Source organism: Xanthomonas sp. WHRI 6106 (assembly GCF_040202405.1).
Classification (GTDB): Bacteria; Pseudomonadota; Gammaproteobacteria; order Xanthomonadales; family Xanthomonadaceae; genus Xanthomonas; species Xanthomonas cannabis.
The window spans coordinates 153,762-179,403 of sequence record NZ_JBEGFC010000004.1 but is presented as its reverse complement, the minus strand read 5'-3'; the positions used below and the strand labels follow the sequence as shown (position 1 = coordinate 179,403).

Annotated in this window: 24 protein-coding genes and 2 tRNA genes; 13 read left to right on the top strand and 13 right to left on the bottom strand. The window is 66.5% G+C overall.

Features of this window, described 5'->3' with window-relative positions:
- Positions 1-396 precede the first annotated feature (396 nt).
- Complete coding sequence (gene crp / locus ABQZ09_RS08390) at positions 397-1,089, bottom strand: cAMP-activated global transcriptional regulator CRP (protein ID WP_029218612.1); 693 nt, start codon at positions 1,087-1,089, stop codon at positions 397-399.
- Between the two features lie 137 nt (positions 1,090-1,226).
- On the opposite strand from crp, the gene speD reads away from it, so the two are divergent.
- Together speD and ABQZ09_RS08380 are read left to right on the top strand one after the other, a co-directional pair.
- On the top strand, positions 1,227-2,021 hold the full coding sequence (gene speD / locus ABQZ09_RS08385; RefSeq protein ID WP_005990692.1) for an adenosylmethionine decarboxylase: 795 nt from the start codon (positions 1,227-1,229) through the stop codon (positions 2,019-2,021).
- Between the two features lie 162 nt (positions 2,022-2,183).
- Entirely contained in the window at positions 2,184-2,498 is a 315-nt protein-coding gene (locus ABQZ09_RS08380; RefSeq protein ID WP_166743688.1) for a DMT family transporter, read from the top strand.
- Between the two features lie 50 nt (positions 2,499-2,548).
- Here ABQZ09_RS08380 and coq7 read toward each other — a convergent pair whose 3' ends face one another.
- Positions 2,549-3,202: a 2-polyprenyl-3-methyl-6-methoxy-1,4-benzoquinone monooxygenase gene (coq7, locus tag ABQZ09_RS08375; RefSeq protein ID WP_184553259.1), complete on the bottom strand. Its 654-nt coding sequence runs from the start codon at positions 3,200-3,202 to the stop codon at positions 2,549-2,551.
- 182 nt (positions 3,203-3,384) lie between these two features.
- On the opposite strand from coq7, the gene rplM reads away from it, so the two are divergent.
- Together rplM and rpsI are read left to right on the top strand one after the other, a co-directional pair.
- Entirely contained in the window at positions 3,385-3,813 is a 429-nt protein-coding gene (rplM, locus tag ABQZ09_RS08370; protein WP_003483082.1) for a 50S ribosomal protein L13, read from the top strand.
- A 2-nt stretch (positions 3,814-3,815) separates the two neighbouring features.
- Positions 3,816-4,208 (top strand): 30S ribosomal protein S9, encoded by a 393-nt coding sequence (gene rpsI, locus ABQZ09_RS08365; protein WP_005990700.1) that lies wholly within the window; start codon positions 3,816-3,818, stop codon positions 4,206-4,208.
- A gap of 456 nt (positions 4,209-4,664) precedes the next feature.
- Here rpsI and ABQZ09_RS08360 read toward each other — a convergent pair.
- Positions 4,665-4,739, bottom strand: a tRNA-Gln gene (locus ABQZ09_RS08360).
- A gap of 52 nt (positions 4,740-4,791) precedes the next feature.
- Positions 4,792-4,868 (bottom strand) — tRNA-Met (locus ABQZ09_RS08355).
- 118 nt (positions 4,869-4,986) lie between these two features.
- Here ABQZ09_RS08355 and ABQZ09_RS08350 point away from each other — a divergent pair.
- The 3 genes from ABQZ09_RS08350 to bfr all read left to right on the top strand — a co-directional run bounded on the left by ABQZ09_RS08350 (position 4,987) and on the right by bfr (position 6,749).
- Positions 4,987-5,604 carry an RNA pyrophosphohydrolase gene (locus ABQZ09_RS08350; RefSeq protein WP_047693410.1) on the top strand — a complete coding sequence of 206 codons (618 nt, stop codon included), beginning with the start codon at positions 4,987-4,989 and terminating at the stop codon, positions 5,602-5,604.
- A gap of 80 nt (positions 5,605-5,684) precedes the next feature.
- Positions 5,685-5,894: a (2Fe-2S)-binding protein gene (locus tag ABQZ09_RS08345; RefSeq protein ID WP_039408037.1), complete on the top strand. Its 210-nt coding sequence runs from the start codon at positions 5,685-5,687 to the stop codon at positions 5,892-5,894.
- 384 nt (positions 5,895-6,278) lie between these two features.
- Positions 6,279-6,749, top strand: a complete 471-nt coding sequence (bfr, locus tag ABQZ09_RS08340; protein WP_039408039.1) for a bacterioferritin — start codon at positions 6,279-6,281, stop codon at positions 6,747-6,749.
- Between the two features lie 519 nt (positions 6,750-7,268).
- Here the strand turns inward: bfr and ABQZ09_RS08335 are convergent.
- The 3 genes from ABQZ09_RS08335 to ABQZ09_RS08325 are packed head-to-tail and all read right to left on the bottom strand — an operon-like array spanning position 7,269 to position 12,202.
- Positions 7,269-9,533 carry an ATP-binding protein gene (locus ABQZ09_RS08335; RefSeq protein ID WP_349776717.1) on the bottom strand — a complete coding sequence of 755 codons (2,265 nt, stop codon included), beginning with the start codon at positions 9,531-9,533 and terminating at the stop codon, positions 7,269-7,271.
- Between the two features lie 39 nt (positions 9,534-9,572).
- Complete coding sequence (locus ABQZ09_RS08330; protein ID WP_349776641.1) at positions 9,573-11,537, bottom strand: EAL domain-containing protein; 1,965 nt, start codon at positions 11,535-11,537, stop codon at positions 9,573-9,575.
- Between the two features lie 38 nt (positions 11,538-11,575).
- On the bottom strand, positions 11,576-12,202 hold the full coding sequence (locus ABQZ09_RS08325) for a DUF4126 domain-containing protein (protein ID WP_184553253.1): 627 nt from the start codon (positions 12,200-12,202) through the stop codon (positions 11,576-11,578).
- Positions 12,203-12,330: 128 nt separating this feature from the next.
- Between ABQZ09_RS08325 and ABQZ09_RS08320 the strand changes: the two genes are divergently transcribed.
- The 5 genes from ABQZ09_RS08320 (at position 12,331) to ABQZ09_RS08300 (ending at position 16,243) form a co-directional block, all read left to right on the top strand.
- Positions 12,331-13,068, top strand: a complete 738-nt coding sequence (locus tag ABQZ09_RS08320; RefSeq protein WP_047693404.1) for a DUF6776 family protein — start codon at positions 12,331-12,333, stop codon at positions 13,066-13,068.
- Positions 13,069-13,071: 3 nt separating this feature from the next.
- Positions 13,072-13,524 (top strand): bactofilin family protein, encoded by a 453-nt coding sequence (locus ABQZ09_RS08315; RefSeq protein ID WP_039408055.1) that lies wholly within the window; start codon positions 13,072-13,074, stop codon positions 13,522-13,524.
- An 80-nt stretch (positions 13,525-13,604) separates the two neighbouring features.
- The gene (erpA, locus tag ABQZ09_RS08310; protein WP_039408059.1) at positions 13,605-13,991 is read left to right on the top strand and encodes an iron-sulfur cluster insertion protein ErpA; all 387 of its coding nucleotides are present in this window, start codon (positions 13,605-13,607) and stop codon (positions 13,989-13,991) included.
- A gap of 319 nt (positions 13,992-14,310) precedes the next feature.
- The gene (gene nudC / locus ABQZ09_RS08305; RefSeq protein WP_047693400.1) at positions 14,311-15,210 is read left to right on the top strand and encodes an NAD(+) diphosphatase; all 900 of its coding nucleotides are present in this window, start codon (positions 14,311-14,313) and stop codon (positions 15,208-15,210) included.
- A 139-nt stretch (positions 15,211-15,349) separates the two neighbouring features.
- Positions 15,350-16,243: a cobalamin biosynthesis protein gene (locus ABQZ09_RS08300; protein WP_039408063.1), complete on the top strand. Its 894-nt coding sequence runs from the start codon at positions 15,350-15,352 to the stop codon at positions 16,241-16,243.
- A gap of 215 nt (positions 16,244-16,458) precedes the next feature.
- Here ABQZ09_RS08300 and ABQZ09_RS08295 read toward each other — a convergent pair whose 3' ends face one another.
- The 4 genes from ABQZ09_RS08295 to ABQZ09_RS08280 form a co-directional block, all read right to left on the bottom strand.
- The gene (locus ABQZ09_RS08295) at positions 16,459-16,869 is read right to left on the bottom strand and encodes a DUF2752 domain-containing protein (protein WP_349776640.1); all 411 of its coding nucleotides are present in this window, start codon (positions 16,867-16,869) and stop codon (positions 16,459-16,461) included.
- Entirely contained in the window at positions 16,869-17,213 is a 345-nt protein-coding gene (locus tag ABQZ09_RS08290) for a CD225/dispanin family protein (protein ID WP_039408067.1), read from the bottom strand. The genes ABQZ09_RS08295 and ABQZ09_RS08290 overlap by 1 nt, the downstream gene beginning before the upstream one ends.
- 287 nt (positions 17,214-17,500) lie before the next feature.
- A complete protein-coding gene (locus ABQZ09_RS08285) occupies positions 17,501-19,423 on the bottom strand; it encodes an MFS transporter (protein WP_349776639.1) in 1,923 nt (640 codons plus the stop codon).
- A 67-nt stretch (positions 19,424-19,490) separates the two neighbouring features.
- Entirely contained in the window at positions 19,491-20,393 is a 903-nt protein-coding gene (locus ABQZ09_RS08280) for a LysR family transcriptional regulator (RefSeq protein ID WP_349776638.1), read from the bottom strand.
- Positions 20,394-20,490: 97 nt separating this feature from the next.
- Here ABQZ09_RS08280 and ABQZ09_RS08275 point away from each other — a divergent pair, with 97 nt between their 5' ends.
- Complete coding sequence (locus ABQZ09_RS08275; protein ID WP_349776637.1) at positions 20,491-21,681, top strand: MFS transporter; 1,191 nt, start codon at positions 20,491-20,493, stop codon at positions 21,679-21,681.
- Between the two features lie 132 nt (positions 21,682-21,813).
- Here ABQZ09_RS08275 and yccS read toward each other — a convergent pair whose 3' ends face one another.
- On the bottom strand, positions 21,814-24,027 hold the full coding sequence (yccS, locus tag ABQZ09_RS08270) for a YccS family putative transporter (protein WP_349776636.1): 2,214 nt from the start codon (positions 24,025-24,027) through the stop codon (positions 21,814-21,816).
- Positions 24,028-24,330: 303 nt separating this feature from the next.
- Complete coding sequence (purD, locus tag ABQZ09_RS08265) at positions 24,331-25,626, bottom strand: phosphoribosylamine--glycine ligase (protein WP_349776635.1); 1,296 nt, start codon at positions 25,624-25,626, stop codon at positions 24,331-24,333.
- Positions 25,627-25,642 lie beyond the last annotated feature (16 nt).

Sequence of the window (25,642 nt, the reverse complement as noted above, 5' to 3'; positions counted from 1 at the left end):
CTTGTTTCTACACAGCGGGACGCGATGCACATCTGAGGGCTCGCAAGCCCAAGCCATGCAGCACCGCGTCAGGCACAGGCGTAAGCACTGAGCAGACGCAAGCAATGAAACCAGCGTGTCGCGGCGGCGGCAGTCAGCGCCACCGCAGCGGCTCGCGAAGGCGCAGCCACCAGTGCAAGCACACGTCGATGCACAGACTGCGTTGGGCCTGCACTACTGACGACGCGCAACGTACGCACTGCGCACCAGCTCGACACGAGCTCCGCGCAGCGGTGTGTGTGGGGGGGGGGCGCAAGCATCAGCCCGCTGCAGCCTGGATTGCAGCAGCCCGGTTTGCCGTTCCGGAAACCACGGTCGGTGCTACTTCCGCACCGACCGTGGATCGCTGGCGGTTTCTTAGCGCGTGCCGTACAGCACCACGGTCTTGCCGCGTGCATGCAACAGGCCGTCGGCCTGCAGCTTCTTGAGTACACGGCCGGCCATTTCGCGCGAGCAGCCGACCAGGCGTGCCAGCTCCTGTCGCGACACCCGCAGCTGCGTGCCCTGCGGGTGGCTCATCGCCTCGGGCTCCTTGGACAGATCGTGCAGGGTGCGCACGATGCGGTCGGTCACGTCCAGGAAGGCCAGGCGGCTGGCTTTCCTTGTGGTGTCGAGCAGCCGTTTTGAAAGCTGAACACCCAGTGCGTACAGGATGCGCGGTGCATCCGGCGACAGGCTGGTCTGGAACAGCTGCTGCAGGCGCTCGTAGCTGATCTCCGCCAACTCGCACTGGGTGCGGGTACGCAGGATCACTTCGCGGGTATCGGATTCGATGAACAACCCCATCTCGCCGACGAACTCGCCGCTCCCGAAGTAGCCCAGCACCAACTCACGATCGTCATCTTCTTCGGCAATGATGCTCACCGAGCCGCTGATGACATAGTAGAGGGTGCCGGCCGGGTCTCCTGGCCGGAACACATCGGTCCGGGTCGGATAGCGCCTGCGGTGGCTGTGCGCCAGAAAACGCTCGATGGTGCCCGCGTCCAGCGCCAGGGAAGGGGTAGCGTTACGTACCGTCGTAGTCACAACCGTCGTGTTTCCTGGGCTCATGGTAGTTCCGCGTGTAATTCCTGAAGCTTAACGGCATGAGTCATGCAAGGTAAACCATTCTCAACATCGGCATTTCGTTGCTGGGATCTTTGGCTCATAATTGACTCCTTTCCCGCTTTCCATAAGGACAGACCGACGTGGTCAAGCCGTTGCCTCGCCTGAGGCTACAGGGGTTCAACAACCTCACCAAGGCGCTGAGCTTCAACATCTACGACGTCTGTTATGCGCGTACCGAAGAAGAGCGTCAGCGCTACATCGAGTATATCGATGAGCAGTACGACGCCGATCGCCTGACGCAGATCCTGACCGATGTGGCCGAGATCATCGGTGCCAACATCCTCAATATCGCACGCCAGGACTACGATCCGCAGGGCGCATCGGTGACGATCCTGATCTCCGAAGAGCCGGTGATCGACAAAAAGCAGGCCGGCAAGGAGTTGATCTCCGATGCCGTGGTTGCTCATATGGACAAGAGCCATATCACGGTCCATACATATCCGGAAACGCATCCGCAGGAAGGCATCGCCACCTTCCGCGCCGACATCGACGTCGCCACGTGCGGGGTCATCTCGCCGTTGAAGGCGCTGAACTACCTGATCGAGAGTCTGGAATCAGACATCGTGATCATGGACTACCGCGTACGCGGCTTCACGCGCGACGTGAAGGGCAAAAAGCATTACATCGATCACAAGATCAACTCGATCCAGCACTTCCTGGCCAAGAACGTGAAGTCGCGTTATGAGATGTTCGACGTGAACGTCTATCAGGAAAACATCTTCCACACCAAGATGCACCTCAAAGACTTCGATCTGGATCAGTACCTGTTTGAAGAGCGTGCCAAGAACCTTTCGTTCAAGGAGCGCATGAAGATCGAAACGCTGCTCAAGCGCGAGATCGAAGAGCTGTTCCACGGGCGTAACCTGAGCGAGTAAGCGCAGCGAACGACCGATGCGCGCCTGTTTGCAGGTGCGCAACCGAATCAAGGCGGGACGGCCCGCCACGCGATGACCTCGCGTTCCACAGCCGACGGCGGCCCAGTGTGCACACACTGGGTCGCTTTTTTTTTGTCCGTTTTTTCTGTGAGGAGTACTGCAATGCCTTGGATCTATCTCGTTCTGGCCGGTGTGTTCGAAATCGGCTTCGCCATGGGGCTCAAGTACAGCGATGGCTTCACCCGACTGTGGCCAACCGTGCTGACCATTGGCTTGGCCGGCATCAGCCTGTGGTTCCTGACCCAGGCCCTGAAGACCATTCCGGTAGGCACCGGCTACGCGATCTGGACCGGCATCGGCGCGCTGGGCGTGACCATCGCCGGCATCGCACTGTTCGGCGACAGCGCTTCATGGTCACGGCTGGCCTGCATCGGGCTGATCGTCGCCGGCGTGATCGGGTTGAAGTTGGTCAGTTAGTCAGCCCGCTGCACGGGCCGGCGCCCCACGTTCGCCATCCCGAATCCCGGCTAGAGCCGGTAGGCCACCGTCTTCATCAGCTTGGACGCCAGGGCCATGGCGGTGGGGATGGGGGGTGGCAGCAGGCGTGCGCCGGCCTGCTCGGCCTGATCGGCGTGGCGGGCTTCGTCGATCTTCATCACGCGCAGGATCGCGCGGCTGCGCTGGTCGGTCGCGGGCAGGGTTTCCAGGTGCTCGTCCAGGTGGGCTTCCACCTGGCGTTCGGTCTCGACCACGAAGCCCAGGCTCCAGTCGTCCCCGCGTAGCCCGGCCAGCGCGCCGAGTGCGTAGCTGCCGGCATACCAGAGCGGGTTGAACAGGCTGGGGCGGCTGTCCAGCTCGTGCAGGCGATCGGCACACCAGGAGAGGTGGTCGGTTTCTTCCTGCGCGGCCTCCAGCAGATGGTGCTGGGTGTGTGCGTCGCGGGCGACCGCGGCCTGCCCGAAATACAGGCCTTGGGCGCAGACTTCGCCGACGTGGTTGATGCGCATCAGGCCGGCGGCATGGCGGCGCTGGTCGGGTGACAAAGCGGTCTCCGGGGTGTCGGCGGCGGGATTGGGGCGCTCGGCAGGCGGGTTGCCGAAGACGGTCTCCAGCGCGCGCTGGGCTTCGACCAGCAGCCGGTCGAGCGGACTTTGCAGTCGGGTAGGGGAGGTCTGGGTCATGCAGGGATTCTGGCCCCCGGCCGACCCGCTGCCAACCGCCCGCCACTCGTGGCGGGGGCAGCTTGCGCCGCGGTGGGCTGGCGCGTACAATCCCGCCTCTTCCGTTTCGCCTTCACAACGCGTGGCAAAGTTCCAGTGGTCTTCGGCCGCTGCAATCCGCCCGACCACTCAAGAGTTTTCTCATGACTACGTTCACCGCCAAGTCCGAGACCGTCCAGCGCGACTGGTATCTCGTTGACGCCGCCGGCAAGACGCTCGGCCGTCTGTCCACCGAACTGGCCCGCCGCCTGCGCGGCAAGCACAAGCCGGTTTATACCCCTCACGTCGATACCGGCGATTACCTCGTGGTGATCAACGCCGAGAAGATCGTCGTCACGGGCAACAAGCTGAAAGACAAGAAGTATCACCGCTTCACCGGCTACATCGGTAACCTGAAGACCGAGAGCCTGGAGCAGGCGCTGCAGCGCCACCCGGAGCGCGTGATCGAAATCGCCGTCAAGGGCATGCTGCCGAAGGGCCCCCTGGGCCGCACCATGTACCGCAAGCTCAAGGTCTATTCGGGTGCCGAGCATCCGCACGCCGCCCAGCAGCCGCAAGTTCTGGATATCTAATCATGGCTATCACGCAAAACTACGGCACTGGCCGCCGCAAGTCCTCCACCGCTCGCGTGTTCCTGCGCAAGGGCACCGGCAAGATCACCGTCAACGACCGTCCGCTGGACGAGTTCTTCGGCCGTGAGACGGCGCGCATGATCGTGCGTCAGCCGCTCGAGCTCACCAAGAACACCGAGAGCTTCGACATCCTGGTCACCGCGTCCGGCGGCGGCACCACCGGCCAGGCCGGTGCGATCCGTCTGGGCATCGCCCGTGCGCTGGTCGAGTACGACGAAACCCTGAAGTCCGAGCTGCGCAAGGCTGGCTTCATGACCCGCGACGCCCGTGAAGTCGAGCGTAAGAAGGTCGGTCTGCACAAGGCACGTCGCGCGACCCAGTTCTCCAAGCGCTGATCCATTGCGTTTGCTGCGCCCCGGTTCGCCGGGGCCGCTGCTTCAAAAGCCCGGCATTGCCGGGCTTTTGTCGTTTTGGGCGATCCCTATGCGCGCGCCCGCGGAGGGCAATGGCAGGGCAGGGGCTTTGCACCAATCGATTGGCGTGGCACGGCAGTAGTCGCGGGCAGGAGGGGCGAAGCGGCATGGCGCGCATGCGTCGGTCGGTGCGGCCGTGCGTCCGGAGGGCCAGACGGCAGCGCGGCGCTGCTTCGTGTGTCATGCGCCGATGGCGGTTTCGGTTGCCTGACAGTCGTCCCGTACGAGCGCGATCAGCTCGGGCGACGTCGTAGTGCCTGTCCTGGTATCGGTTGGGTGGAGGTGGCTGCGCTGTTGGGCGCGTTGCTCTGCGAACGGCCGAGCCGGGTCATGGCGGCAACAAAAAAGGCCCGATCTTTCGATCGGACCTTCTGTGTCTGGCTGCCCCGGATGGATTCGAACCACCGAATGCCTGAGTCAGAGTCAGGTGCCTTACCGCTTGGCGACGGGGCAATAAAAACGTGTTGTCCCAGAGTATCGCATGCCTGGGTAGGTCTGGATACCTTGGTGGCTATGGGTGGACTCGAACCACCGACCCCAGCATTATGAGTGCTGTGCTCTAACCGGCTGAGCTACATAGCCTAGGGAGCCGGCAATTCTTACGAAGCATCCGTGCGTTGTCAAGCATTTCGTTTTCAGCTTGTGAGCCGGGCGTCGCCGTGGCAGAGTCGGTGACAGTAGATTTTCAGGAGTCCGCATCGTGATCGATCCGGACGGCTTCCGGCCAAACGTCGGTATTGTGCTGATGCGCAAGGATGGTCAGGTGTTCTGGGCACGACGTGTGCGCAGGGACGGCTGGCAGTTCCCGCAAGGCGGCATGAACACCGACGAGACGCCCGTCGAAGCCATGTACCGCGAGTTACGCGAAGAAACCGGGTTGTTGCCTGAGCATGTGGAACTGCTCGGCGCCACGCCCGGCTGGCTACGCTATCGCCTGCCGAGCCGGGCGGTGCGCCGCAACGAGCGGCAGGTCTGCATCGGGCAGAAGCAGGTGTGGTTCCTGCTGCAGTTCACCGGCGACGAATCCCATCTCAAGCTCGACCATACCGACACGCCGGAGTTCGACCACTGGCGCTGGGTGGATTTCTGGTACCCGGTCGAGCACGTGGTGATGTTCAAGCGCGGGGTCTATGCGCGTGCGCTTCGCCACCTGGCGCCGCTCGCGCAGAATCTGGCGGGGCCGGCAGCGGTCGGGGTCATGCCGGAGCGTGCGCTGGAGGCATGGTTGCCGGGCAGCAGTGCGGCCGGTCACGACAGCCCGCGCAAACGCCCACGCAAGCGGGGCGGGCCTCGCCAAGTGCGGATTAATAATGATTAACGTTTGGAATTGACACCTATTCTCGTTTGCGGTGCAATCGGTGCCGGTCCTCTCCGGATCGCAAGCACCCGACCGATACCGTGTACGTCTGCATCTGTAATGGGGTCACCGACCACCAGATCCGCGAAGCGGCCGACAACGGCTGCGCCAGCCTGGCCGAGCTAACCATGCGAACCGGCTGCGGTTCCAACTGCGGTTCGTGCCTGGACATGGCAGCCGACCTGCTGCACCAGGCGCACGCAACACGTGCGCTGCCGCTACCGCTGGTGGGGCTGGCAAGCGCTGCCTGAGGTGTAACCTGCTGCGTGGCGGTCAGTCGTGGCGGCGTCTCCTGGCCCGCTGTGGATCGCTCCCCTGCATAGCCGCGCTATCGGGTCGCTGCCTCCGGACTTCTGCCCAAGCCAGAGACGAGGTCTCTGGGCTCCATCGTGGTGTGTGTCTCTGACTTCAGTGTGGTGCTGTCGCGCTTATTGCACTTGCGTTGGTCGCAGCTCGCGCATCGGCAAGTGCTTCGCTGCGGTCGTTGCGATGACTGCCGGGGAGCAGCCCGCTCGCCCCTAGAGATGGCCTCGTTGGTCTCGGCGGGCATCACGCAACTGATCACGATTCGCGTTCCTTCATGCCTTGCGCCAACGCGTTAAAGTGCGGCCGGCTCACTGTCTCGGAGACATCGCATGAAGGGCGATACCAAGGTCATCGAGTACCTCAACAAGGTGCTCTACAACGAACTCACTGCGATCAACCAGTACTTTCTGCACGCCAAGATGCTGAAGAACTGGGGCCTGAAGGAACTGGCCGAGCATGAGTACAAGGAATCCATCGATGAAATGAAGCATGCGGACAAGCTGTCCGACCGCATCCTGTTTCTCGAGGGACTGCCGAATTTCCAGGCGTTGGGCAAGCTGCGCATCGGCGAAAACCCGACCGAGATGTTTCGCTGTGACCTGACGCTGGAGCGCGAGGCGGTGGTCGTGCTGCGCGAAGCCGTGGCGTATGCGGAGACCGTCGGTGACTACGTGAGCCGCCAGCTGCTGGTGGATATTCTGGAGTCCGAAGAAGAGCACATCGATTGGCTGGAAACCCAGCTGGATCTGGTGGCGCGCATCGGCGAGCCGAACTACCTGCTGACCAAGCTGGATGACTGAGCGCCCCGTGGGCGCAAGTTGTTGAGTTGGTGATGGGCAGTTGGGCCGGGTAAGAGCGGTTGGCTACTGGTCGTTGTTTCGCTTCGGGCGTCTGGCTTCGCGCCTGAATTGCATGCTTCGCGCGTAGCTGCACCTCATGCATCTTCCGGTGGGGAATGGACTTGGTGCACCCCTGTCGTGTGATGCGTTCTTTGTTGTTCGGTGCGTTGTCGCGATGGTTACGCAGGCGGGAATGCGCGTGGGCGCCGGAGTGCTTGTCACTTGATGCTGTTGGCCGTGGTTCGCGTTGCGTGTTGGTGCAAAGCTCGTTGCGTGCATCGCGATGGGTGTGAATTGCGGGTGGCCTTGCCCCGTACCCTCACCCCAACCCCTCTCCCGGCGGGAGAGGGGCTTAGTCATGCGCCAGCTTCTGGCAACATCTGACTGACGTCAGACGTCAGACGTCAGACGTCAGACGTCAGACATCCCGCATCCCGCATCCCGCATCCCGAATCCCGAATCCCGTAAAGATGGCGATCGTCAGCCGGCTGCGCGGGTTGCGGCCTGCAGGCGGGCGACCTGGCCCAGCAGGGCGAGGCGGGCGCGGGCGTATTCGGCGATGACCAGGGCGACCATGACCGAGGGCCGTTCGATGGTGCCTGTACGCGCGGCCAGTTCGATGCGGCGTGCGGCATTGGACACGGTCAGGGCGCCGACGTTGGCGCTGGACGACTTGAGGGTATGGGCCAGGTCGCGCAGCTGCATGCTGTCGCGGTTGGCGGCCGCAGCTTCCAGCTGTTCGATGATGCCCGGGGTGTCGTCCAGGAACAGCTGCAAGATGGTGATGGTGTCGGCGCCTGCCACTTCGTACAGCTCGTCGATGACGCTGCTGTCCAGGATCGGCAGCGCGCGGGCCTGGGCGCCGGCGCTGGCGCTTTCGGGATCGGCCGGGGCTGCACCGCTGGTGGGGCCCGGGAGCAACGGCTGACGGGGCAGCCAGCGCTGCAGGCAGGCATCGAGCTGCTCGCGGGCGACCGGTTTGGAGAGGTAGTCGTCCATGCCGGCAGCCAGGCAGCGCTCGCGGTCGCCGGCCATGGCATTGGCAGTCATCGCCACGATCGGGATCGGGCGGCCGCCGCTTTCGGTTTCCATTGCACGCCAGCGGCGGGTGGCGGCATAGCCATCCAGTACCGGCATCTGGCAATCCATGAACACCATGTCGTAACGGGTCGATTCCATGCGGCTCAGTGCCGCTTCGCCGTCGGTGGCGGTGTCGGCCTCGAAGCCCAGAACCGCCAGCAGCTTCTGCGCCACCAGCAGGTTTACCGGGTTGTCCTCGACCAGCAGGATGCGCACCTCGCGCGCATTGGCCATGGGCGGCGCCAGCGGCTCGGGAATCATCGCCGACGTCAGTGCAGATCCATGCACGGGCTTGGGCTCCGGTGGCAGCACCAGCGTGCGCAGCAGCTCGTCCGGACTCTGCCGTGGGACCAGGGTGGCGTTGTGCTGCAGTTCGGCGGGCACCGGCTCGTCGCCGTAGAGCCAGATCAGCTGCAAGCCGCTGCTGTCCTCCGCGCGGGCCAGCGCGCGATGCACGGCGCGCGCGCTGTAGCGCAGGGTGTCGTGGTCGGCAATGACGCAGCGGAAGCCTTCGCCGTCGCTGTGGCGGCGCACGCGTTCGAGCGCGTCCTGGGTGGTTTCCATCAGCACATGCGACACGCCCCAGCTGTCGAGCAGGCGCTTGAGCCGCTGCGTCAGGCGCGCATCGGAGCTGATCACCATGACCCGCGCTGCATCGGCGCCGGTGGCCTGCTGCAGGTCGCCGATGACCTTGAGCAAGGGAATCTCGAACCAGAACGTGGCGCCGCGCCCGGGCTCGGATTCCACGCCGATGCGGCCGCCCATCAGGTCGATGATGCGCTTGCAGATGGCCAGCCCCAGCCCGGTGCCGCCGTACAGGCGGGTGGTGGAGGCGTCGGCCTGGGCGAAGGAGCGGAACAGGCGCGCCTGCTGGTCCGGGGCGATGCCGATGCCGGTGTCGCGCACCTGGAAGCGCAACAGATGCTGGCCGCGGGTTTCGCCCAGGCGGCGCAGCTGGATATCGATGCTGCCACGCTCGGTGAACTTGATCGCATTGCCGATCAGGTTGCCCAGCACCTGGCGCAGGCGGATCGGGTCGCCGCGTACCAGCAGGCGCACCGATGGCTCGATGTCCAGCCCCAGGCGCAGCTGGCGGCTTTCGGCGGTGCGCTGCAGCAGCTGCACGACGCCGTCGAGCAGCTCGCGTAGGTTGAAGGTGGTGATTTCCAGTTCGAGTTTGTTGGCTTCGAGCTTGGAGTAATCGAGGATGTCGTCGACGATGCGCAGCAACTGCAGCGAGCTGCCGGTGGCGGTCTGCAGCATGTCGCGTTGGTCCAGGCTGAGCTGGCCACTGGAGATGAGCTCCAGCATCGGAATGATGCCGTTGAGCGGGGTGCGGATTTCGTGGCTCATGGTGGCCAGGAACTCGCCCTTGGCCAGCGCAGCGGCTTCGGCTGCCTGCTTGGCGCGGAGCAGTTCCTGCTCGAGTTCGCCGTGGCGTTGCAGTTCCTGCTGCAGCCGCTCGCGCGCGAGGTCGGCTTCTTCCAGGCGCTGCGCCAGCAGTTGCTGCAGGCGGACGCTGCGATAGGCCGCTACGGCCGCGCAACCGGCAAACACCACCGCCAGCGCGGCAGCGGCGGCGGTCAGCGCGCGCCACGGGCCCGGGACGGCACTCCATTGCAGGCCTGCGCCCAGTGCTGCGGCGAGTGCGGCGACTGCAACCAGGATGCTCCAGCCGCGAAGGCGTCCTGCCTGTACCGTCACTCAGAGCACCGCGTTCGTGAAGTCGAAGTCCAGTTCCTTGCCGACGGTCTGCACCAGGTTGCCCTGGATGAAATCCACGCCGCTCATCCACATGGCGGCCGCTGCCTGCGGGTCTTCGATGCGTTGGCCGATGATCAGCAGGCCGCGCTGGTGGGCGATGTCGATGACGCCGCGCAACTGGTCGCGCACCGTGGCATTGCCATGCGCATCGGCAAAGCGATTGGCCATGCGCACGAAGCTCAGCGGCAACTGGCTCAGCAGCGCATTGGCTTCGTCGCTGGGCTCGAACTGGCTCAGGCAGAACTGCACGCCGGCGGGCATCAACCTGGCGCAGAACTGCTGCACGGTGACGGCGTGGATCAAGGCATCGTCCAGGCGCAGGTCCACGATCAGCGATTGCCCGGCCACGCCACGTTCGACCAGTGCCTTGAGCAACCAGTCGGCAAACGCGTCGCGCGCCAGCGTGCGCGGGGATTGCGACACGAACAGGCGTAGCGGCGGGCTGGCGTGCTGGTACAGGTGCAGCAGGCCCAGCGCGTGGTCCATGACCTGCTGGTCCAGATCAGCGATGCGCCCGGCCGCTTCGGCGGCAGGAATCACCTGGCCGGCCGACAGCAGCGTGCCGTCGGCCTGGCGCAGCCGCAGCAGCACCTGGTACTGCGCGGTGTCGCCGCCGGCCACGGCGACGATCGGCTGATAGGCCAGCTCGAGCTGGCCTTCGACCAGGCGCAGTTGCTCCTGCTGTTCGGCCTGGCTGGGGGCCAGATAGGTCTGCACGCCGTTGCTGCGCAGGCGCGCCTGCAGGGCGGTGCGTTCCACTGCTTCCAGCGCGCTGCCGGTATCGTCGAAGCCCAGGCTCAACGCTGCCGCGCCGATGGCGCAGCGCACGTGCACGGATTCTTCTTCGCGCACCGGGAAGCCGTTGGCGGAAAGCCGCTCGCGGATCTCCAGCGCGCGCTGTTCCAGGCCGGCTTCGTCCATGTCCACGGCCAGCAACAGGAAGCTGTTGTCGTTCAGACGCGCCAGCGGGTACGGCTGGGCGGCGGTGGCCAGACGATGGCCGGCCTGGGTCATCAGGCGCTCGTAGGCGGCATAGCCATAACGCTCGCGCAGGCCGAGCGCACTGGCGATCTCGATGAAGAACAGCCCGCCGGACTGCTTGCGCTCCAGCGCATCGGCAAGCAGCTGCATCACGTGGCCACGCGTGGGCAACCCGGTTTCCGGGTTGCTGCGCACGCTGACCTGCTCGCCGGCCTGCTGCAGCGCCTGCTGGCGTGCGCGACGGATGCGGTTGGACACCGCGGCGATCAGGTGGCGCGGGCGGATCGGCTTGGTCAGGAAGTCGTCGGCACCGCTGTCGAGCACTTCGAACTGACGCTCCGGGTCCGGGTCGCCGGTGAGAAAGACGATCGGCAGCAGGTGCTGGCCGGGTTGCTGGCGGATCAGGGTGGTCAGGCGGATGCCGTCCAGCTCGGGCATGTGCAGATCCATCAGGATCAGATCCGGGTGATAGTCCTGGATCGCCTGCGGCACGCTGGCAGCGGTCATTTCCACCTGCGCATGCATGCCGGCGCCGTGCAGCACGCTCTGTGCGAACAAGGCCTGCGAACGGTCGTCTTCGACGATCAGCACCCGATACGGCGCGTCGGCAGCGATGGTGTCGCTGCCGTCGAGGCTGGCGCCAGCCATCGCCGCGGTGGGGGACGACGCCGCTGCAACGGGCGAGTGGCCGGCCTGGCTCACCGCCCGCACTGGCGCGACCATTGGCGTGAGGCCCGGGGCGGCAGCGAGGATGGGGGCGGGAATGATGGCGGCGCTCACCGGCGCGGCAGCGTCGGATGCGCCGGCGGCCTCATCGGCCCAGCGGCGCCAGTAGTCGGCCGGCGGTGTCTCGGCGCGCAGCGGGCGATTACGCGTGGCGGTGTCGTCACGGGTGGTGAAAGGAACCGGATCTCGGGCGGCCATCGATACTCCCTGCAGTCGCGATGATTATGCGATGAACTTCACGATAGCGGGGAGCGGCGTGGAGCCGGCGTGCTGGCAGCGCGCACCGGCGCCACCAGCCGGCGCATGCCACGCCACAACAGCCGCCACACCCACCACACCACCAGCGCGGCCACCACGCTGGAGCCCACCGCAACACCCAGTGCCAGCCACGGATGCGCCAGGGCCATCGCCAGGGCGGTGGTGGCGATGGTGTCTTCGGCCAGCGAGGCGACCCAGTTGCTGGCCGGTTCGGGCGAGGTATTGAGCAGGGCGCGGGTGCCGGCCTTGAGCGTGTGGCTGGTCAGCGCCACGCCGGCACCGGCCGCCAGGGCGCCGGTGCCCAGATCGCCATCCGGCGACAGCGTGGCGGCGGCCAGAAATGCACCGGCCGGCACGCGCGCCAGGGTCTGCAGCAGATCCCAGCCCGAGTCCACGCCGGGAATCTTGTCGGCGAAGAATTCGGCCACGGCCAAGGCGCCGGAGGTACCCAGCACCCACCACGACTGCGCCGGATGCAGGGCGGGCGGCAGCTCGATCCAGCCGAGCAGCCCGGCCAGGCCGACGCCGAACACGGTGAGGTAGACGCGGATGCCGGCCAGCCAGGCCAGCAGGATGCCGATCACGAACAGATGGGCTTCGCTCATGGCGTTGCTTCCTGCGGACAATGCAGAACTATCGGATAACGGCCGTTCCAGCGCCAGCGCGACGGTCGACAAGGCTCTGGCACACTACGCCGCCGACCACAGCGCCGGCCCGTCCGGACCCGATGCCCATGAGACCAGCCGCACGCGTTCAGATCGTCCACCGGGAGTCGGGCGGTGGCCGTGCGACCGGCCGCTGGCTGTGGATCGTGCTGGCCCTGGTCTGGCTGGCGTCGTTGGCCGGGGTGTGGTGGATGGCCACGCGCACCGCCGCACCGCGCCTGGTCCAGGCCGAGGCGGCACTGCAGCAGGCCCAGCGCAGCCAGGCCCAGCAACGGCGCACCATCGAGCAATTGCAGCAGCGCCAGGTCAACCTGGCGATGTCGGACAAGATCAGCCGGGCCGCCAATACCGAAGTGCAGGCCTCGCTGGCCGAGCGCGACGAGCAGATTGCCGCGCTGCGCGCCGATGTGGCGTTCTACGAGCGGCTGGTGGGCTCCACGGCGCAGCGCAAGGGGCTCAACGCGCATTCGGTGCAGTTCACCGCCGAAGCCGGCGGTACCTGGAATTACAGCGTGGTGCTGACCCAGAACCTCAACCGCGGCGCGATCAGCCAGGGCCAGCTGCGCTTTGCGGTGGAAGGCGTGCGCGCCGGCAAGCTGGTGACGGTGAGCTGGAACGAGTTGCACCAGACGCCTGATGCCGCCGGCCAGCCGTACTCGTTCCGCTATTTTCAGCAGCTCGATGGCAGCGTCATCCTGCCGAAGGATTTCACCCCGCAACGTGTCAAAATCTCCCTGAGCGGCGATGGGGCGCCGGTCACTCAGACATTCGACTGGAAAGTCGCCGGCAATGGCGCGGGGGAGTAGCTCATGTTCGGAAACAAATCCAACCGTGGTGCGCAGACCGTGGTCGACACCTTGATCGGCCCGCAGGTGGTGATCCGCGGCGATGTGCTGTTCAGCGGTGGCCTGTACGTGGAGGGCCGCATCCTGGGCAAGGTGATCGCCGAGGACGGCGCCAGCGCCACCTTGACGGTGGCCGATCAGGGCAGCATCGAGGGCGAGGTACGTGCACCGGTGGTGATCATCAACGGCCAGCTGACCGGCGATGTGCATGCGGCCGAGCGGGTCGAACTGGCTGCCAATGCGCGCGTGCAGGGCAATGTGCATTACCAGGTGGTGGAAATGAGCGCCGGTGCGCAGCTCACCGGGCGCCTGATCCATGCGGCCGCCGCGGCGGGCGTGACCGCTGCATTGCCGGCCCCGGACCCGAGCCGCGCCGAGCCGGCCAAGGCCTTGCAGGCCGAAACCGCTGAGGCCTGAGCCGGTGGGCGGCTGAAGCGCGGCGCGCTGGCCGTCGGGAGCGGCTTGAAGTAAGGCCGCCCGACCCCCATGCTGGGGCCATGAGTACGCTCGTTTCGCTTCCCACCGCCGCCCCGGCGCCGGACTACCAGTCCATCGACCGGCCGCTGAACTTTTCCGGAGCTGCCGCCGCCAAGGTGCGCGAGCTGATCCAGGAAGAAGGCAATGCCGACCTGGCCTTGCGCGTGTACATCGAAGGCGGCGGGTGTTCCGGCTTCCAGTACGGGTTCGAGTTCGACGAGAACCGTGCCGAAGACGATCTGGCCGTGGCGACCGATGGCGTGACGCTGCTGGTCGATCCGCTGAGCCTGCAGTACCTGATGGGCGCCGAGGTGGACTACACCGAAAGCCTGACCGGCGCGCAGTTCGTGATCCGCAACCCGAATGCCAAGACCACCTGCGGGTGCGGTAGCAGCTTCAGCGTCTGACGCCGGCTGGCCGGAAACGTCCGGTCAAAGGCGGCGCGCGATGGGTCCGGCACCGCCATGAACCTGCGACGCCGGGTCAGCCGGGTCGGCCAGATGCGCCATGCGGGTTCGTCCGTATCGATGGCATAAACCATCCGTCGATCTGCCGGTGGCTCACGCCATGGCTGTAGCGCACACGTCATGGCGATGACGCCGCGCACCTGCTGCGCGGACCTGCGGCCTGGTGCGGTAGTCACCGTCTGAACGCGCGCCGCGAGATTGCCGGCGACCGTGCGCTGCATGGTTGCGGGTGTGGCCGATTATCGGCAGGCTTGCGCCGATGTCAGAGTCCACTTTTCCGTTGTCCGGTTTTGCCTTCAGCCACGCGCCGCTCGACCGCGGCGATGCGCTGCGTGACGATCCTGCCGCGCTGGCGCAGCTGTGGCCGCAGGGCCGTGTGCTGTTGATCGATGCCAAGGGCACCGCCCTGGCCGATGCACAGGGGCAGCCGCTGGTGCTGCAGGGCGCGGCGCTTGCCGATGGCCCGGAGGCGGCGATCTTCCTGGGACTACGCGGGGAGGAGGGCTGGTTCTGCCTGTCGGCCGATCCGCTCGACCTGAAGGCGCCGCAGCGGGTGGATCTGCGCCAGGCGGCGGCCGAGTGGCCGGCGGAGATCGCCACCGCAGTGGCGTATGCGCGGGCGATGCTGCATTGGCAGTCGCGCACGCGTTTTTGCGGCGTGTGCGGCGGGGCGATCGTGTTCCGCCGCGCCGGCTTCATCGCACACTGCACGCAGTGCCAGACCGAGCACTATCCACGCGTGGACCCGGCGATCATCGTGGCGGTCAGCGACGGTGCGCGCCTGCTGCTGGGCCGCCAGGCCAGCTGGGCGCCGCGCCGCTATTCGGTGATCGCCGGCTTCGTCGAGCCGGGCGAATCGCTGGAGCAGACCGTGGCGCGCGAGGTGCATGAAGAAACCCGCGTGCGGATCCGGCACTGCAGTTACCAGGGTGCGCAGCCCTGGCCGTTTCCCGGCGCGCTGATGCTGGGCTTCAGCGCCCATGCCGACGCCAGCGAAGTGCCGCAGGTGACCGGCGAACTGGAAGATGCACGCTGGGTCGGCCATGCCGAGATCGGCGCCGCGCTGGCCGGGCAGGGCGGCGAGGAGGGCATCGGCCTGCCGCCGGCCATCTCGATCGCCCGTGCGCTGATCGAGCACTGGTATCGCACCCATGGCTGAGCGCATCGGCGGCGCGCGCACGCGTCGGGTGGGCAGCGCAGCCCATGGGTGCCCGGCACAGGTGGGTGGTACGTGGCCGACCTGCCCGTTGCGCGGCGGTTGCGCCCGCTCGGCTAGACTCGGCTGAGGAGGGACACCCATGTTCACGACCCTGGTTGCCGTTGTCGTTGCACTCACGCTGGGCCATCTGGTGCCGGCGCAGGTCGCCAGGTTGCGACGGTTCGACTGGTTCGGCCATTGGCTACGCCGGCTGGACAGCCATGCCGCCGGCCGCGGCGCCTGGCAGGGCCGCTATGGCGTGCTGCTGGCGCTGCTGCCTGCGTTGTGTGTGGTCCTGCTGCTGCAATGGCTGCTGGACGATGTGTGGCACGGCTTTCTGTCACTGGTATTCGGGGTGGCGGTGCTGGCCTGGACCTGGGGCCCGCGCGATCTGGATCGCGATGTGGAAGCGGTGATCGATGCCGACGAGCCCGGCGCGCGGCGCGAGGCTATTTCGCACCTGCAGGCGGCCGGTGGCAGCGTGCACGAAGATGCGCCGTCGCTGGTGGAGGCGGTGGTGATCAACGGACTGCGTCGCTGGTTTGCGGTGCTGCTGTGGTTTCTGCTGCTGGGGCCATTCGGCGCGGTGCTGTACCGGCTGACCGCACTGGCGGTGGAAAGCCCGCTGTCGGTGTTGCTGCCGCCACGCAATCTGGCTGGCGCGCGCTGGCTGCTGGCGGCGCTGGAATGGCCGGTGGCGCAGTTGATCACCGTGTCGATGGCATTGGTGGGCAACTTCGACACCGTGTTTCGCGCATGGCGCGAGGCGCATGGCAATCGCTGGACGTTGGAGCCGCATTTTCTGGGTGCGGTGGCGCGTGCCAGCGTGAGCGCCGAGCTACGCGAGGAAGCGCACGACTACACCGATTCGGGCCTGGTACCGGTATGGCGCCGCCTGCCGGAAGTGCGCGATGCGATGAGCCTGGTGTGGCGTGTGCTGCTGCTATGGATGGTGGTGCTGGCGTTGCTGGTGATAGCGGGGTGGGTGCGGTAACGCCGTGCCCGACGAGAGGCAGTCAACCAGCTGCGTCATCGGCATGGAAAGCGCAGGGGCATTGCCATCGCCATCGACGTCCACCAAGAGTCGGCTTTCATCGTCGAACTGGATGACAATTTCGCCAGTCGGCGACGTCTCGCAGTTTTCCTGGCTAATCGCTCAAGAGCGTGCCTGGAGTCTTGCCCCGAGACCGCGGAGTTGTTTCTGACGACCTAGCCCGGCGCCAGCAGCGTGAACGGGTACCACGGCAAATTGCGGGCGATCCAGTAGGTGGGCAAGGCCCATAGCCAGAACTTCGGTTCGGACATCGTCTGCACGACCGGGGCGAACCAGCGCGCGCGCCAGCCGGCTTTCCAGGCGATCAGGCCGGGCAGGGTGAACAGGCCGAGCACGGCGGCCGGATTCATTGCGAAGGCGCCGGGGAGATCGAAATGCACCAGCGCATAAAGTGCGCGGGTCATGCCGCAACCGGGGCAGTAGCAGCCGGTGACGGCACGGAACACGCAGGGCGGGAACGGGCTGTTGCTCGCGTTCGGGTCGAAGCGATACAGCAGCGACACGCCAAAGGCGGCCACGCTGGTGGCCGCCCCCAGTCCAAGCCAATGGCGTGGACGCAGCTGCATTACTGCATGTGCTGCAACTGCTGCATGTAGTCCATGTAGCCCTGCATGCCGCCGGTGGCGACCATGCCGATGTTGATCAGCAGGCCGATCGCAGCCAGCACGCTGGTCACGATGCACCAGGTCTTGGCGGTGTTGGAGGCGCGACGCGCGCCGTCGATGTCGCCCTGGTTGAGCAGGCCGTTGACCTTGCTGGAGAACACGATCGCCACGATGCCGGAGATCAGGGCCGGGCAGCACAGGCAGAAGCCGAGCACGGTGGAGACGATCGCCCAGATCAGGTGATTGGGCACCGGGCCAGGTGCGGCGCTGGACGAGGGATGGATCGGCGGTGGGATGGCACTCATGGTGAAGCTCCTTGGGTGGTATACAACTGCGAACTGATGGGTGAGTGGGGTGTGTTATCCGGGGATGAGTGCATCGGCATGCCTATCGCCGCCGGCACGACAGCCAGCCGCTGAAGTGAGCGACGCCCGCCGATCACGGCAGACGCCTCAGGCGCGATGATGTTGAGCACAACGACTTCCCCCGGTGCGGCCTGTCGCGCTCGCTTGGCGAACGCGGCGGCAAAGCGTGCAGTGGCGCACAGGCTACTCGCGGTGCGCGACAGACGCAAAGCCCCCGCCCGCCAGACTCAGGCGCGGTCCTCACGCAATGCGCGCACCTGCTGTTCGAGCGATGCGGCGCTGGCTTGATCGCCGGCCACGGCGGGGCCGGCTACCACGTCGATCCGGGCGCGCATCCGGCGCGGCACGCGCATGCGGCCCAGGCGGGTGTCGCGGCGGCTCCACATGCTCGACCACATGCCGCGCAGCGCCAGCGCAATCACCGGCACGTTGCGGCGCGCCAGGATTTTTTCGACGCCGGATTTGAACGGGGCGATCTCGCCGTCCTTGGTCAACGCGCCTTCCGGGAAGATGCACACCAGTTCGCCATCGGCCAATGCGGCATCGATGCGGTTGAAGGCCTGCTGCATCAACGCAGGGTCTTCGCGCGCGCCGGCGATCGGGATGGCCTTGGCGATGCGGAAGATCCAGCGCATCACCGGGATGCGGAAGATCTTGTAGTACATGACAAAGCGCACCGGGCGCGGAATCACCGCCGACAGGATCAGTGCGTCCATGTAGCTGACGTGGTTGCACACCAGCAACGCGGCCCCGTCGTCGGGCACGTGCGCGTCGATGTCGCGCGCACGCAGGCGGTACAACACGCTCACCAGCACCCAGCTGAGGAAGCGCATCAAGAACTCAGGCACCAGGGTGAAGATCCACAGCGCCACCAGCGTATTGGCGATGGCCAGCGCCAGGAACACCTGCGGAATGCTCAGGCCGGGCAAGGGAATACGCACCCCGAACAGCACGACCTGCGGCAGCTGCAGTGCGATACCGATGACGGCCGCGGCCACGATGAACAACGAGTTCTGGATGTTGAGCCCGGCGATCACGCGCGACAGCTCGGCCTTGGGCGTGCGGCTCTGGATCAGCGCAAACAACGGCACCACGAACAGGCCGGTGAACAGGCCGATGCCGACCAGATCGACGATCAGCCGCACGCTGCCAGGCTGTTGCACGAACTGCCTGATCGACAGCCCGGTAACCGGCGCTTCACCGGGACGGGCGAAATACAGATCCAGCAGGAAGGCGCTGATGCCGAACGCGCCCAGCGGCACCAGACCGATCTCCACGGTGCGCCCGGACAGCCGCTCGCACAGCAACGAACCGACGCCGGTGCCGATCGAAAACAACGCCAGCGCAAACACGTACAGGTCCTGCTGGCCGCCCAGATTGAGCTGCGCGTAGGTGGGCAACTGCGCGGTGAGCACGGTGCCGACGAACCAGAACCACGACACGCCCAGCACCGAGTTGCGCACCGCCGGCGTGCGCCGGGTCAGGCGCATGATGGCGCGCGATTCGGGGATGGGGTTCCAGTTGATGGTCAGCTCGGGCGCGCCGGCATCGACCCTGGGCACCAGCCGCGCCACCAGGTTGCCGGTGACCGCGATTGCGATCACCGCGGTGGCCGCCGCCTCCGGGCCATGGCTGCCGGCAATCTGGAAGATCAGCCCGCCGAAGATCATGCCGCACAGGATCGAGATGGAGGTGCCCATCTCGACCAGGCCATTGCCACCGGTGAGTTCCTCCGGCTTGAGCACCGAAGGCAGGATCGAATATTTCACCGGCCCGAACAGGGTGGACTGCAGGCCGGTGCAGAACAGCGCAATCAGCAGGATCACCATGTTCTCGGTGATGAAGCCCACCGCGGCCAGCGACATGATGGCGATCTCCATCGTGGTGGTGATCACGATGAGCTTCTGTTTTTCCAGTTTTTCGGCGATCTGGCCGGCCAGCGCGGAGAACAGGAAGTACGGCAGGATGAACAGTGCCGGCGCCAGATTGGTGTAGAGCGTGCGCTGCGCGGCATCGATGCCGAGATAGAACAACAGCCCGATGATGGCCTGCCGATAGACGTTGTCGTTGAACGCGCCCAGCGCCTGGACAGCGAAGAACGGCAAGAAGCGGCGCTGCCTGAGCAGGGCGAACTGACTGTGACCGGACATGCAGTTTCCTTTGCGAACGCGCGCAGCCTAGCAGGCTTCCACGGTGCGCTGGTGGATGCCGCCTCGCTCAGCGCGCTGCACGTGCTGCTGGCGTGCGGGGCGCGCGTTGGGCGCGCAGCAAGGCGACGAAGGCGCGCGCGGCCGGGGTGGGGTCGGGCCGCCACACGGCGTAGGTGAGAAAGCGGAAACGCTCCTTGAGTGCGATCGTGACCACACCGCGCATGGCGCCGGCCATGGTGTGCGGCACGATGCCCACGCCCAGGTTGGCGGCGACCAGTTCGCGCACCAGATCGGCATGGGTGACCTCGTACTGCTGGCGCTGCCGCAGGCCAGCCTGCGCGAAGGCGGCATCGATGATGCCGCGCACGCCGGCACCGGGAATCAGCCCGGCCATCGGTTCGTCGTCGAGCTCGGCCAGCGCCACCCGTTTGCGCGCGGCAAAGCGGTGGCCGGGGGCCACGATCAAGGCCAGCGTCTCTTCATGCAGCAGCAGGCGCTGCGCTGGCACCGCGACCTGCGGGCCAACGCCGACCAGGGCCACATCCAGCCGGCCTTCGCCCAGATCGAGCAGCAAGGCCTCGCTCATGGCAGTGCGCAGGTGCACGTCCACCCGCGCGTACGCACTGCGGAACTGATGCAGCAACGCCGGCAGCTGCACGGTGGTGAGCGAGGAAATCTGCCCCAGCGTGAGCCGCCCGCGCACCGTGCCCAGCGCCTGGGCCATTTCCTCGTGCAGGCGCTCGGCCGCGCGCAGGGTTTCGCGGGCGTTGTGCAGAAAGACCTCGCCGGCGGCGGTAGGCCGCACCTGGCGGGAGCCGCGTTCGAACAGGCGTGCGCCGAAGGCCTCTTCGATCTTGGCGACCTGGTGGCTGAGCGCCGATTGCACGGTGTTGCAGCGGCGCGCGGCCGCGGTGAAGCCGCCTTCTTCGGCCACGGCGACGGCAAATTCCAGTTGGCGCAAGGTCAGCATGCAATCTCGAAACGCGATGGACACGGTGAAAACAATACATTGGAAAGATGCATCGCCGCCGCCCACACTGCGCCCATCCTTTCGCCAGGCACACGCCATGACCCCCGAGCCGACGTTCCATCCGCCCTTGCCGCGCCGTCTGGTGCTACTGATGGCCGCCGCCACCGGTCTGGCGGTGGCGAGCAACTACTACGCCCAGCCCTTGCTGGAAACACTGGCGCAGGCGTTCGGAATCCAGGTGCGCAGCGCCGGTGCGGTGGTGACCGCCGCGCAGCTGGCCTACGCGGCCGGCTTGCTGTTGCTGGTGCCGCTGGGCGACCGGCTGGAGCGGCGCAGCCTGATCGTGGGCCTGTTCGTGCTGAGCGCGCTGGGCCTGCTGGTGAGCGCCAGTTCGCACAGTTTTGCGATGTTGCTGGTGGGCACGATCGTGACCGGCGCCAGCTCGGTGGCGGCGCAGATCCTGGTGCCGTTCGCTGCCACCCTGGCCGCACCGCACGAGCGCGGCCGGGTGATCGGCACGGTGATGAGCGGGCTGCTGCTGGGCATCCTGCTGGCGCGTACCGCGGCCGGCGTGCTGGCCGGTGTGGGCGGCTGGCATACGGTGTACTGGATCGCGTCCGGGTTGCTACTGGTCACCGCCTGGCTGCTGTGGCGTGGGCTGCCGCGGCATCCGGGCAATGCGCAATTGTCCTATCCGAAGCTGGTGGGCTCGGTGCTGACGCTGCTGCGCGACGATGCGGTGCTGCGCTCGCGTTCGGTGTTGGGCGGGTTGATCTTTGCCGGCTTCAGCATGTTCTGGACCACGCTGGCGTTTCTGTTGTCCGGGCCGAGCTATGGCTATGGCACCGTGGTGATCGGGCTGTTCGGCCTGATCGGTGCGGCCGGTGCGCTGGCGGCCAATCGCTCCGGGCATTGGTCCGATCACGGCCATGGCGACCGCGTGAGCTGGGGCGGGCTGGTGATGTTGCTGGTGTCATGGGGCCTGCTGGCGTTTGCGCCGCAGTCGATCGCGCTGCTGATCGTGGGCGTGCTATTGCTGGATATCGCGGTGCAGGGCGTGCATATCGCCAACCAGAGCGTGATTTATCAGCGCAACCCCACTGCACGTAATCGCATCACCTCGGCCTACATCACCTGCTATTTCATCGGTGGTGCGGTGGGCTCGACGTTGGGCACTGCGGCGTATGCACAGGCCGGCTGGATGGGGGTGGTGATCGGTGGCGTGGTGCTTGCTGCAGCGGCGCTGGGTTGGGTGGGGTTGAGCGTGGCGCGTGGGCAGTGGAAGTAGGCGTGGCTGATGAGGCGACGACGTGGCGATTGCACGAATGTGGCAGTTGCGCGGCATTGCATGGCTCGGTGTCGCCTTGCACAGGGACGCTGCGTTGGCTGCACGGCCACCGCACCTGTGCACAACACGCCGCTAAGCCTTGTTGATCGCCAGGCACGCCGTGTTCTCTGCCGGCGCGGTGGTCACCGCCAGCGCCGCAGCGCGCAGTTTGGGCAATAAGCGCAGCGTCAACGCCAGCTGGTCGCGCACCAGGCGCTGCTTGGGTGGCAATTGCACGGCGTGGTGTTCCAATGCGTCGGCGGTGGCGAGCTCTTCGCTTTCGTCGTGTACCGGCAGCGGATGGCGTTCGCGCAAGGCGGTGGCGATCTCGCCCAGCGCGCGCTGCAGGTAGTCGCCGGCCTGCGCGATGGCGGGATCGTGTTCGCCTTCCAGCGCGGCGCGGTGCGCGCCCAGTGCGGAGAGATAGCCGAGCAAGGTGTTGGACAGCGCCAGGAAGCGGAAACCCGCGTCCAGATTGCGCCGGTAACGGCCCGGTTCGCGCAGCATGTTGGACAGGGCCACCGACAACGCGGCATCGGCGTTGTGCATGTCGCGGCGTGCGATGCGGTAGGGCAGATCGTCGCGCATGCCGCTGGCGTACTGCTCCAGCACCTGGGTCAGGTAGCGCGCGCAACTGGCCAGCACCGTGGCCATCACCTGGTTGAGGCGGCGGCCCTGCCAGTCCGGCAGGATCAGGAACGAGGCCGCCGCGGCAATCGCGCAGCCGATCAGGGTGTCGATCAGGCGCGGCCAGATCAGCACGAAACCATCGCCGAGCAGGTTGAAGCAGAACAGCGCCATCACGGTGATGCCGGCGGTGGCGAGCATGTAGCGATCGGTGCGGGTGACGAAGAAGATCAGCGCAGCGGCCAGGGCCAGCAGCAATTGCACTTCAGTGCCAGGGAACAGCTGCATCAGCGCCCAGGTGGCGACCAGGCCGATCAGGGTGCCGGCGATGCGTTGCACCAGCCGGAGGCGGGTGGCGCCGTAGTTGGGGCGGCACACGAACGCGGTGGTGAGCAGGATCCAGTAGCCGTTGTCGGCATGGATGGACTGCATCACCGCATAGCCCACCACCAGCGCGATGGCCATGCGCAGGCCATGGCGGAACAGCACCGAGCCGGGCGTGAGCTGCTGGCCGAGCCGGGCGGCCATCTCGCGCAAGGTATGCGGCGAGGAATCGCGCAGGCGGGTGTCGAGGTTGTCACTGGTGGAATCGAATTGCGCCGCTTCGGACAACTTGCGCTCGATGCTCTGCAGGTTGGTGACCAGCAGTTCCAGCGCGCCGAGCAGGCGCGCCAGCGCCGGGTCGGCGCGCGCATGCAGGTAATCCAGCGACTGGCGCAGGTCTTCGGTGGCCAGGCGGCTGTTGTCGCCGTAGTCGAACGGCTGGCGCAGCCGGATCGCCTCGCCCAGCGCGGCGCAGGCCTTGCCCTGCAGCGCGAGCAGGCGCTGGCAGCGGTACAGCACATCGCTGTGGAAGAACGCGTCGGTCAGCGCTTCATACGGGTAATGCGAGGAGCTGGCGCGCTCGTGGAATTCCTGCGCCATGTAATACAGCCGGAAATACAGGCCCGATTGCACGCCCGGCCGCCCCGAGCGGCCGAAGCGGCTCATGATCGCGGTCTTGGCGGCGTTGAGCGCGCCGACCACCCTGGCATTCTGTTCGGCCAGCGCCAGCCGGCGCGCATGCAGGTCGCTCTGGCGCACCGGTTCGAACAGATCGGCCTTGAGCCTGAGGTAGCGGCCCAGTTCGAAGAACAGCCGCGACAGCCGCTCGCGCACCGGGCGATTGGCAAACAGGATGGTCCACAGGATCGACAGCACGCCATACCAGGTGGCCCCGATCATCAGCAGCGCTGCGCCATGCCAGGCAATACGCGGATCGTGGCTGCCATGCTGGTCCATGCCGATCATGGCGTAGATCGACAAGGCCACCGTGGCCTGCGCGATGGACGCGTAGCGCTCGCCCAGCGCGCCCAGCAGGGTGAGCGAAAAGGTCGCCAGGGCCATGCCGATCACGAACGCCAGCGGATACGGGAACAGCAGCGTCACTGCAGCCGCGGCGGCGGCAAAACACAGCAACGACAGCAGCACCGATTTGATGCGGCCCAGCCAGTTGTCGTCGGTCTCGGCGATGGCGCTGGCGATGGCGCCCAGGAACAGCGCCGGTACCGCGGTGAGTTGATGCCAGTGCCAGCACACGCCCATCGCCACCGCCAGTGCGATGAACACGCGCAGGCCATAGCTGGCCTTTTCATGGGCCCACAGGCGGCTGAGGCGGGTTTCGAAGGTAGTGGCGGCCACGGTCTCTGAAGGGCAAGCGTGCCCGGGCATTATTGCCGCAGCCACGCGCCGCCGGTGTGCAGGGCGGCTAGTCCTTTGTCAGTAGCCGGCATGGGTGCGGACTGGAGCGACATGCGCGATTGCACCGCAGCCCCGCTGCACGACCGCTTACCGCGCTTGGTGGCCTTGCAACCTGTTGAACACTGCCTTCTCGACGACCACAAGCGAGCTGTTGCTCTATTCGGCCGACAACCAGCGGATGTCTGTGCTTGCCCCCATCCGCCCTTCGGGCACCTTCCCCCGCCGGCGGGGGAAGGACGCTGCTCAGCCCTGCGCGTCGCGCTCGCGGGCGATCGCGCGCCAGCCGATGTCGCTGCGCTGGAAGGCGTTGGGCCAGTGGATCGGCCGCAGGCCGGCGTAGGCGTTGCGCTGCGCTTCCAGCACGCTGTCGCCGAGCGCGGCAACGCACAGCACGCGGCCGCCGGCGCTGATCACCTGGCCATCGGCGTTCAACGTGGTGCCGGCATGGAAGACCTTGGCGGTGGCTGGCACTGCGTCCAGACCGGTGATGACCTCGCCGGTGACCGGGGTCTCGGGGTACGGCCTGGCGGCGATGACCACGCCCAGCGACGGGCGCGGGTCCCACTGCACCTGCGCGCCGTCGAGCGTGCCGTCGATGGCCGCGTCGAGCAGATCGACCAGATCCGACTGCAGGCGCAGCATCACCGGCTGGGTTTCCGGGTCGCCGAAGCGCACGTTGAACTCGATCACCTTGGGCGCGCCATGCGCATCGATCATCAGCCCGGCATACAGGAATCCGGTAAACGGCACGCCGTCGGCGATCATGCCCTGCACGGTCGGCTCGACCACTTCGCGCATCACCCGCGCATGCACCTCGGGTGTGACCACCGGGGCTGGCGAGTAGGCGCCCATGCCGCCGGTGTTGGGGCCGGTGTCGCCGTCGCCCACACGCTTGTGGTCCTGGCTGGTGGCCATCGGCAGGGCATGTGTGCCATCGACCATGGAGATGAAGCTGGCTTCTTCGCCGTCGAGAAATTCCTCGATCACCACGCGCGCACCAGCGTCGCCGAACGCATTGCCCGAGAGCATGTCGCGCACCGCGTCTTCGGCTTCGGCCAAGGTCATCGCCACGATCACGCCCTTGCCGGCCGCCAGGCCATCGGCCTTGACCACGATCGGTGCGCCTTTCTCGCGCACGTAGGCCAGTGCAGCGTCTATGTCGGTGTGCACGGCGTAATACGCGGTGGGAATGCCATGACGCGCAAGAAAATCCTTGGCGAAGGCCTTGCTGCCTTCCAGCTGCGCGGCCTTGGCGGTGGGCCCGAAGATGCGCAACCCGGCGGCGTGGAAGCGGTCGACCACGCCCAGCACCAGCGGCACTTCCGGCCCGACCACGGTGAGCGCGACATCCTCGCGCTGCGCCAGGGCGAGCAGGCCGTCCAGGTCGTCGACCTTGATCGCGACATTGCGACATTTGGCTTCCGTAGCAGTGCCGGCATTGCCGGGTGCCACCAGCACCTCGCTGACGCGCGCGGACTGCGCGATCTTCCAGGCCAGGGCATGTTCACGGCCGCCGGAGCCGATGACGAGGATTTTCAAAGGGGCTGCTCGCTAG

Coding starts and splice junctions, on each gene's coding strand:
- crp (WP_029218612.1), bottom strand. CDS start 1,089: ATGAGCCCAGGAAACACGACGGTTGTGACTACGACGGTACGTAACGCT.
- ABQZ09_RS08380 (WP_166743688.1), top strand. CDS start 2,184: ATGCCTTGGATCTATCTCGTTCTGGCCGGTGTGTTCGAAATCGGCTTC.
- coq7 (WP_184553259.1), bottom strand. CDS start 3,202: ATGACCCAGACCTCCCCTACCCGACTGCAAAGTCCGCTCGACCGGCTG.
- rplM (WP_003483082.1), top strand. CDS start 3,385: ATGACTACGTTCACCGCCAAGTCCGAGACCGTCCAGCGCGACTGGTAT.
- rpsI (WP_005990700.1), top strand. CDS start 3,816: ATGGCTATCACGCAAAACTACGGCACTGGCCGCCGCAAGTCCTCCACC.
- bfr (WP_039408039.1), top strand. CDS start 6,279: ATGAAGGGCGATACCAAGGTCATCGAGTACCTCAACAAGGTGCTCTAC.
- ABQZ09_RS08330 (WP_349776641.1), bottom strand. CDS start 11,537: ATGGCCGCCCGAGATCCGGTTCCTTTCACCACCCGTGACGACACCGCC.
- ABQZ09_RS08325 (WP_184553253.1), bottom strand. CDS start 12,202: ATGAGCGAAGCCCATCTGTTCGTGATCGGCATCCTGCTGGCCTGGCTG.
- ABQZ09_RS08320 (WP_047693404.1), top strand. CDS start 12,331: ATGAGACCAGCCGCACGCGTTCAGATCGTCCACCGGGAGTCGGGCGGT.
- ABQZ09_RS08315 (WP_039408055.1), top strand. CDS start 13,072: ATGTTCGGAAACAAATCCAACCGTGGTGCGCAGACCGTGGTCGACACC.
- erpA (WP_039408059.1), top strand. CDS start 13,605: ATGAGTACGCTCGTTTCGCTTCCCACCGCCGCCCCGGCGCCGGACTAC.
- nudC (WP_047693400.1), top strand. CDS start 14,311: ATGTCAGAGTCCACTTTTCCGTTGTCCGGTTTTGCCTTCAGCCACGCG.
- ABQZ09_RS08300 (WP_039408063.1), top strand. CDS start 15,350: ATGTTCACGACCCTGGTTGCCGTTGTCGTTGCACTCACGCTGGGCCAT.
- ABQZ09_RS08295 (WP_349776640.1), bottom strand. CDS start 16,869: ATGCAGCTGCGTCCACGCCATTGGCTTGGACTGGGGGCGGCCACCAGC.
- ABQZ09_RS08290 (WP_039408067.1), bottom strand. CDS start 17,213: ATGAGTGCCATCCCACCGCCGATCCATCCCTCGTCCAGCGCCGCACCT.
- ABQZ09_RS08285 (WP_349776639.1), bottom strand. CDS start 19,423: ATGTCCGGTCACAGTCAGTTCGCCCTGCTCAGGCAGCGCCGCTTCTTG.
- ABQZ09_RS08280 (WP_349776638.1), bottom strand. CDS start 20,393: ATGCTGACCTTGCGCCAACTGGAATTTGCCGTCGCCGTGGCCGAAGAA.
- ABQZ09_RS08275 (WP_349776637.1), top strand. CDS start 20,491: ATGACCCCCGAGCCGACGTTCCATCCGCCCTTGCCGCGCCGTCTGGTG.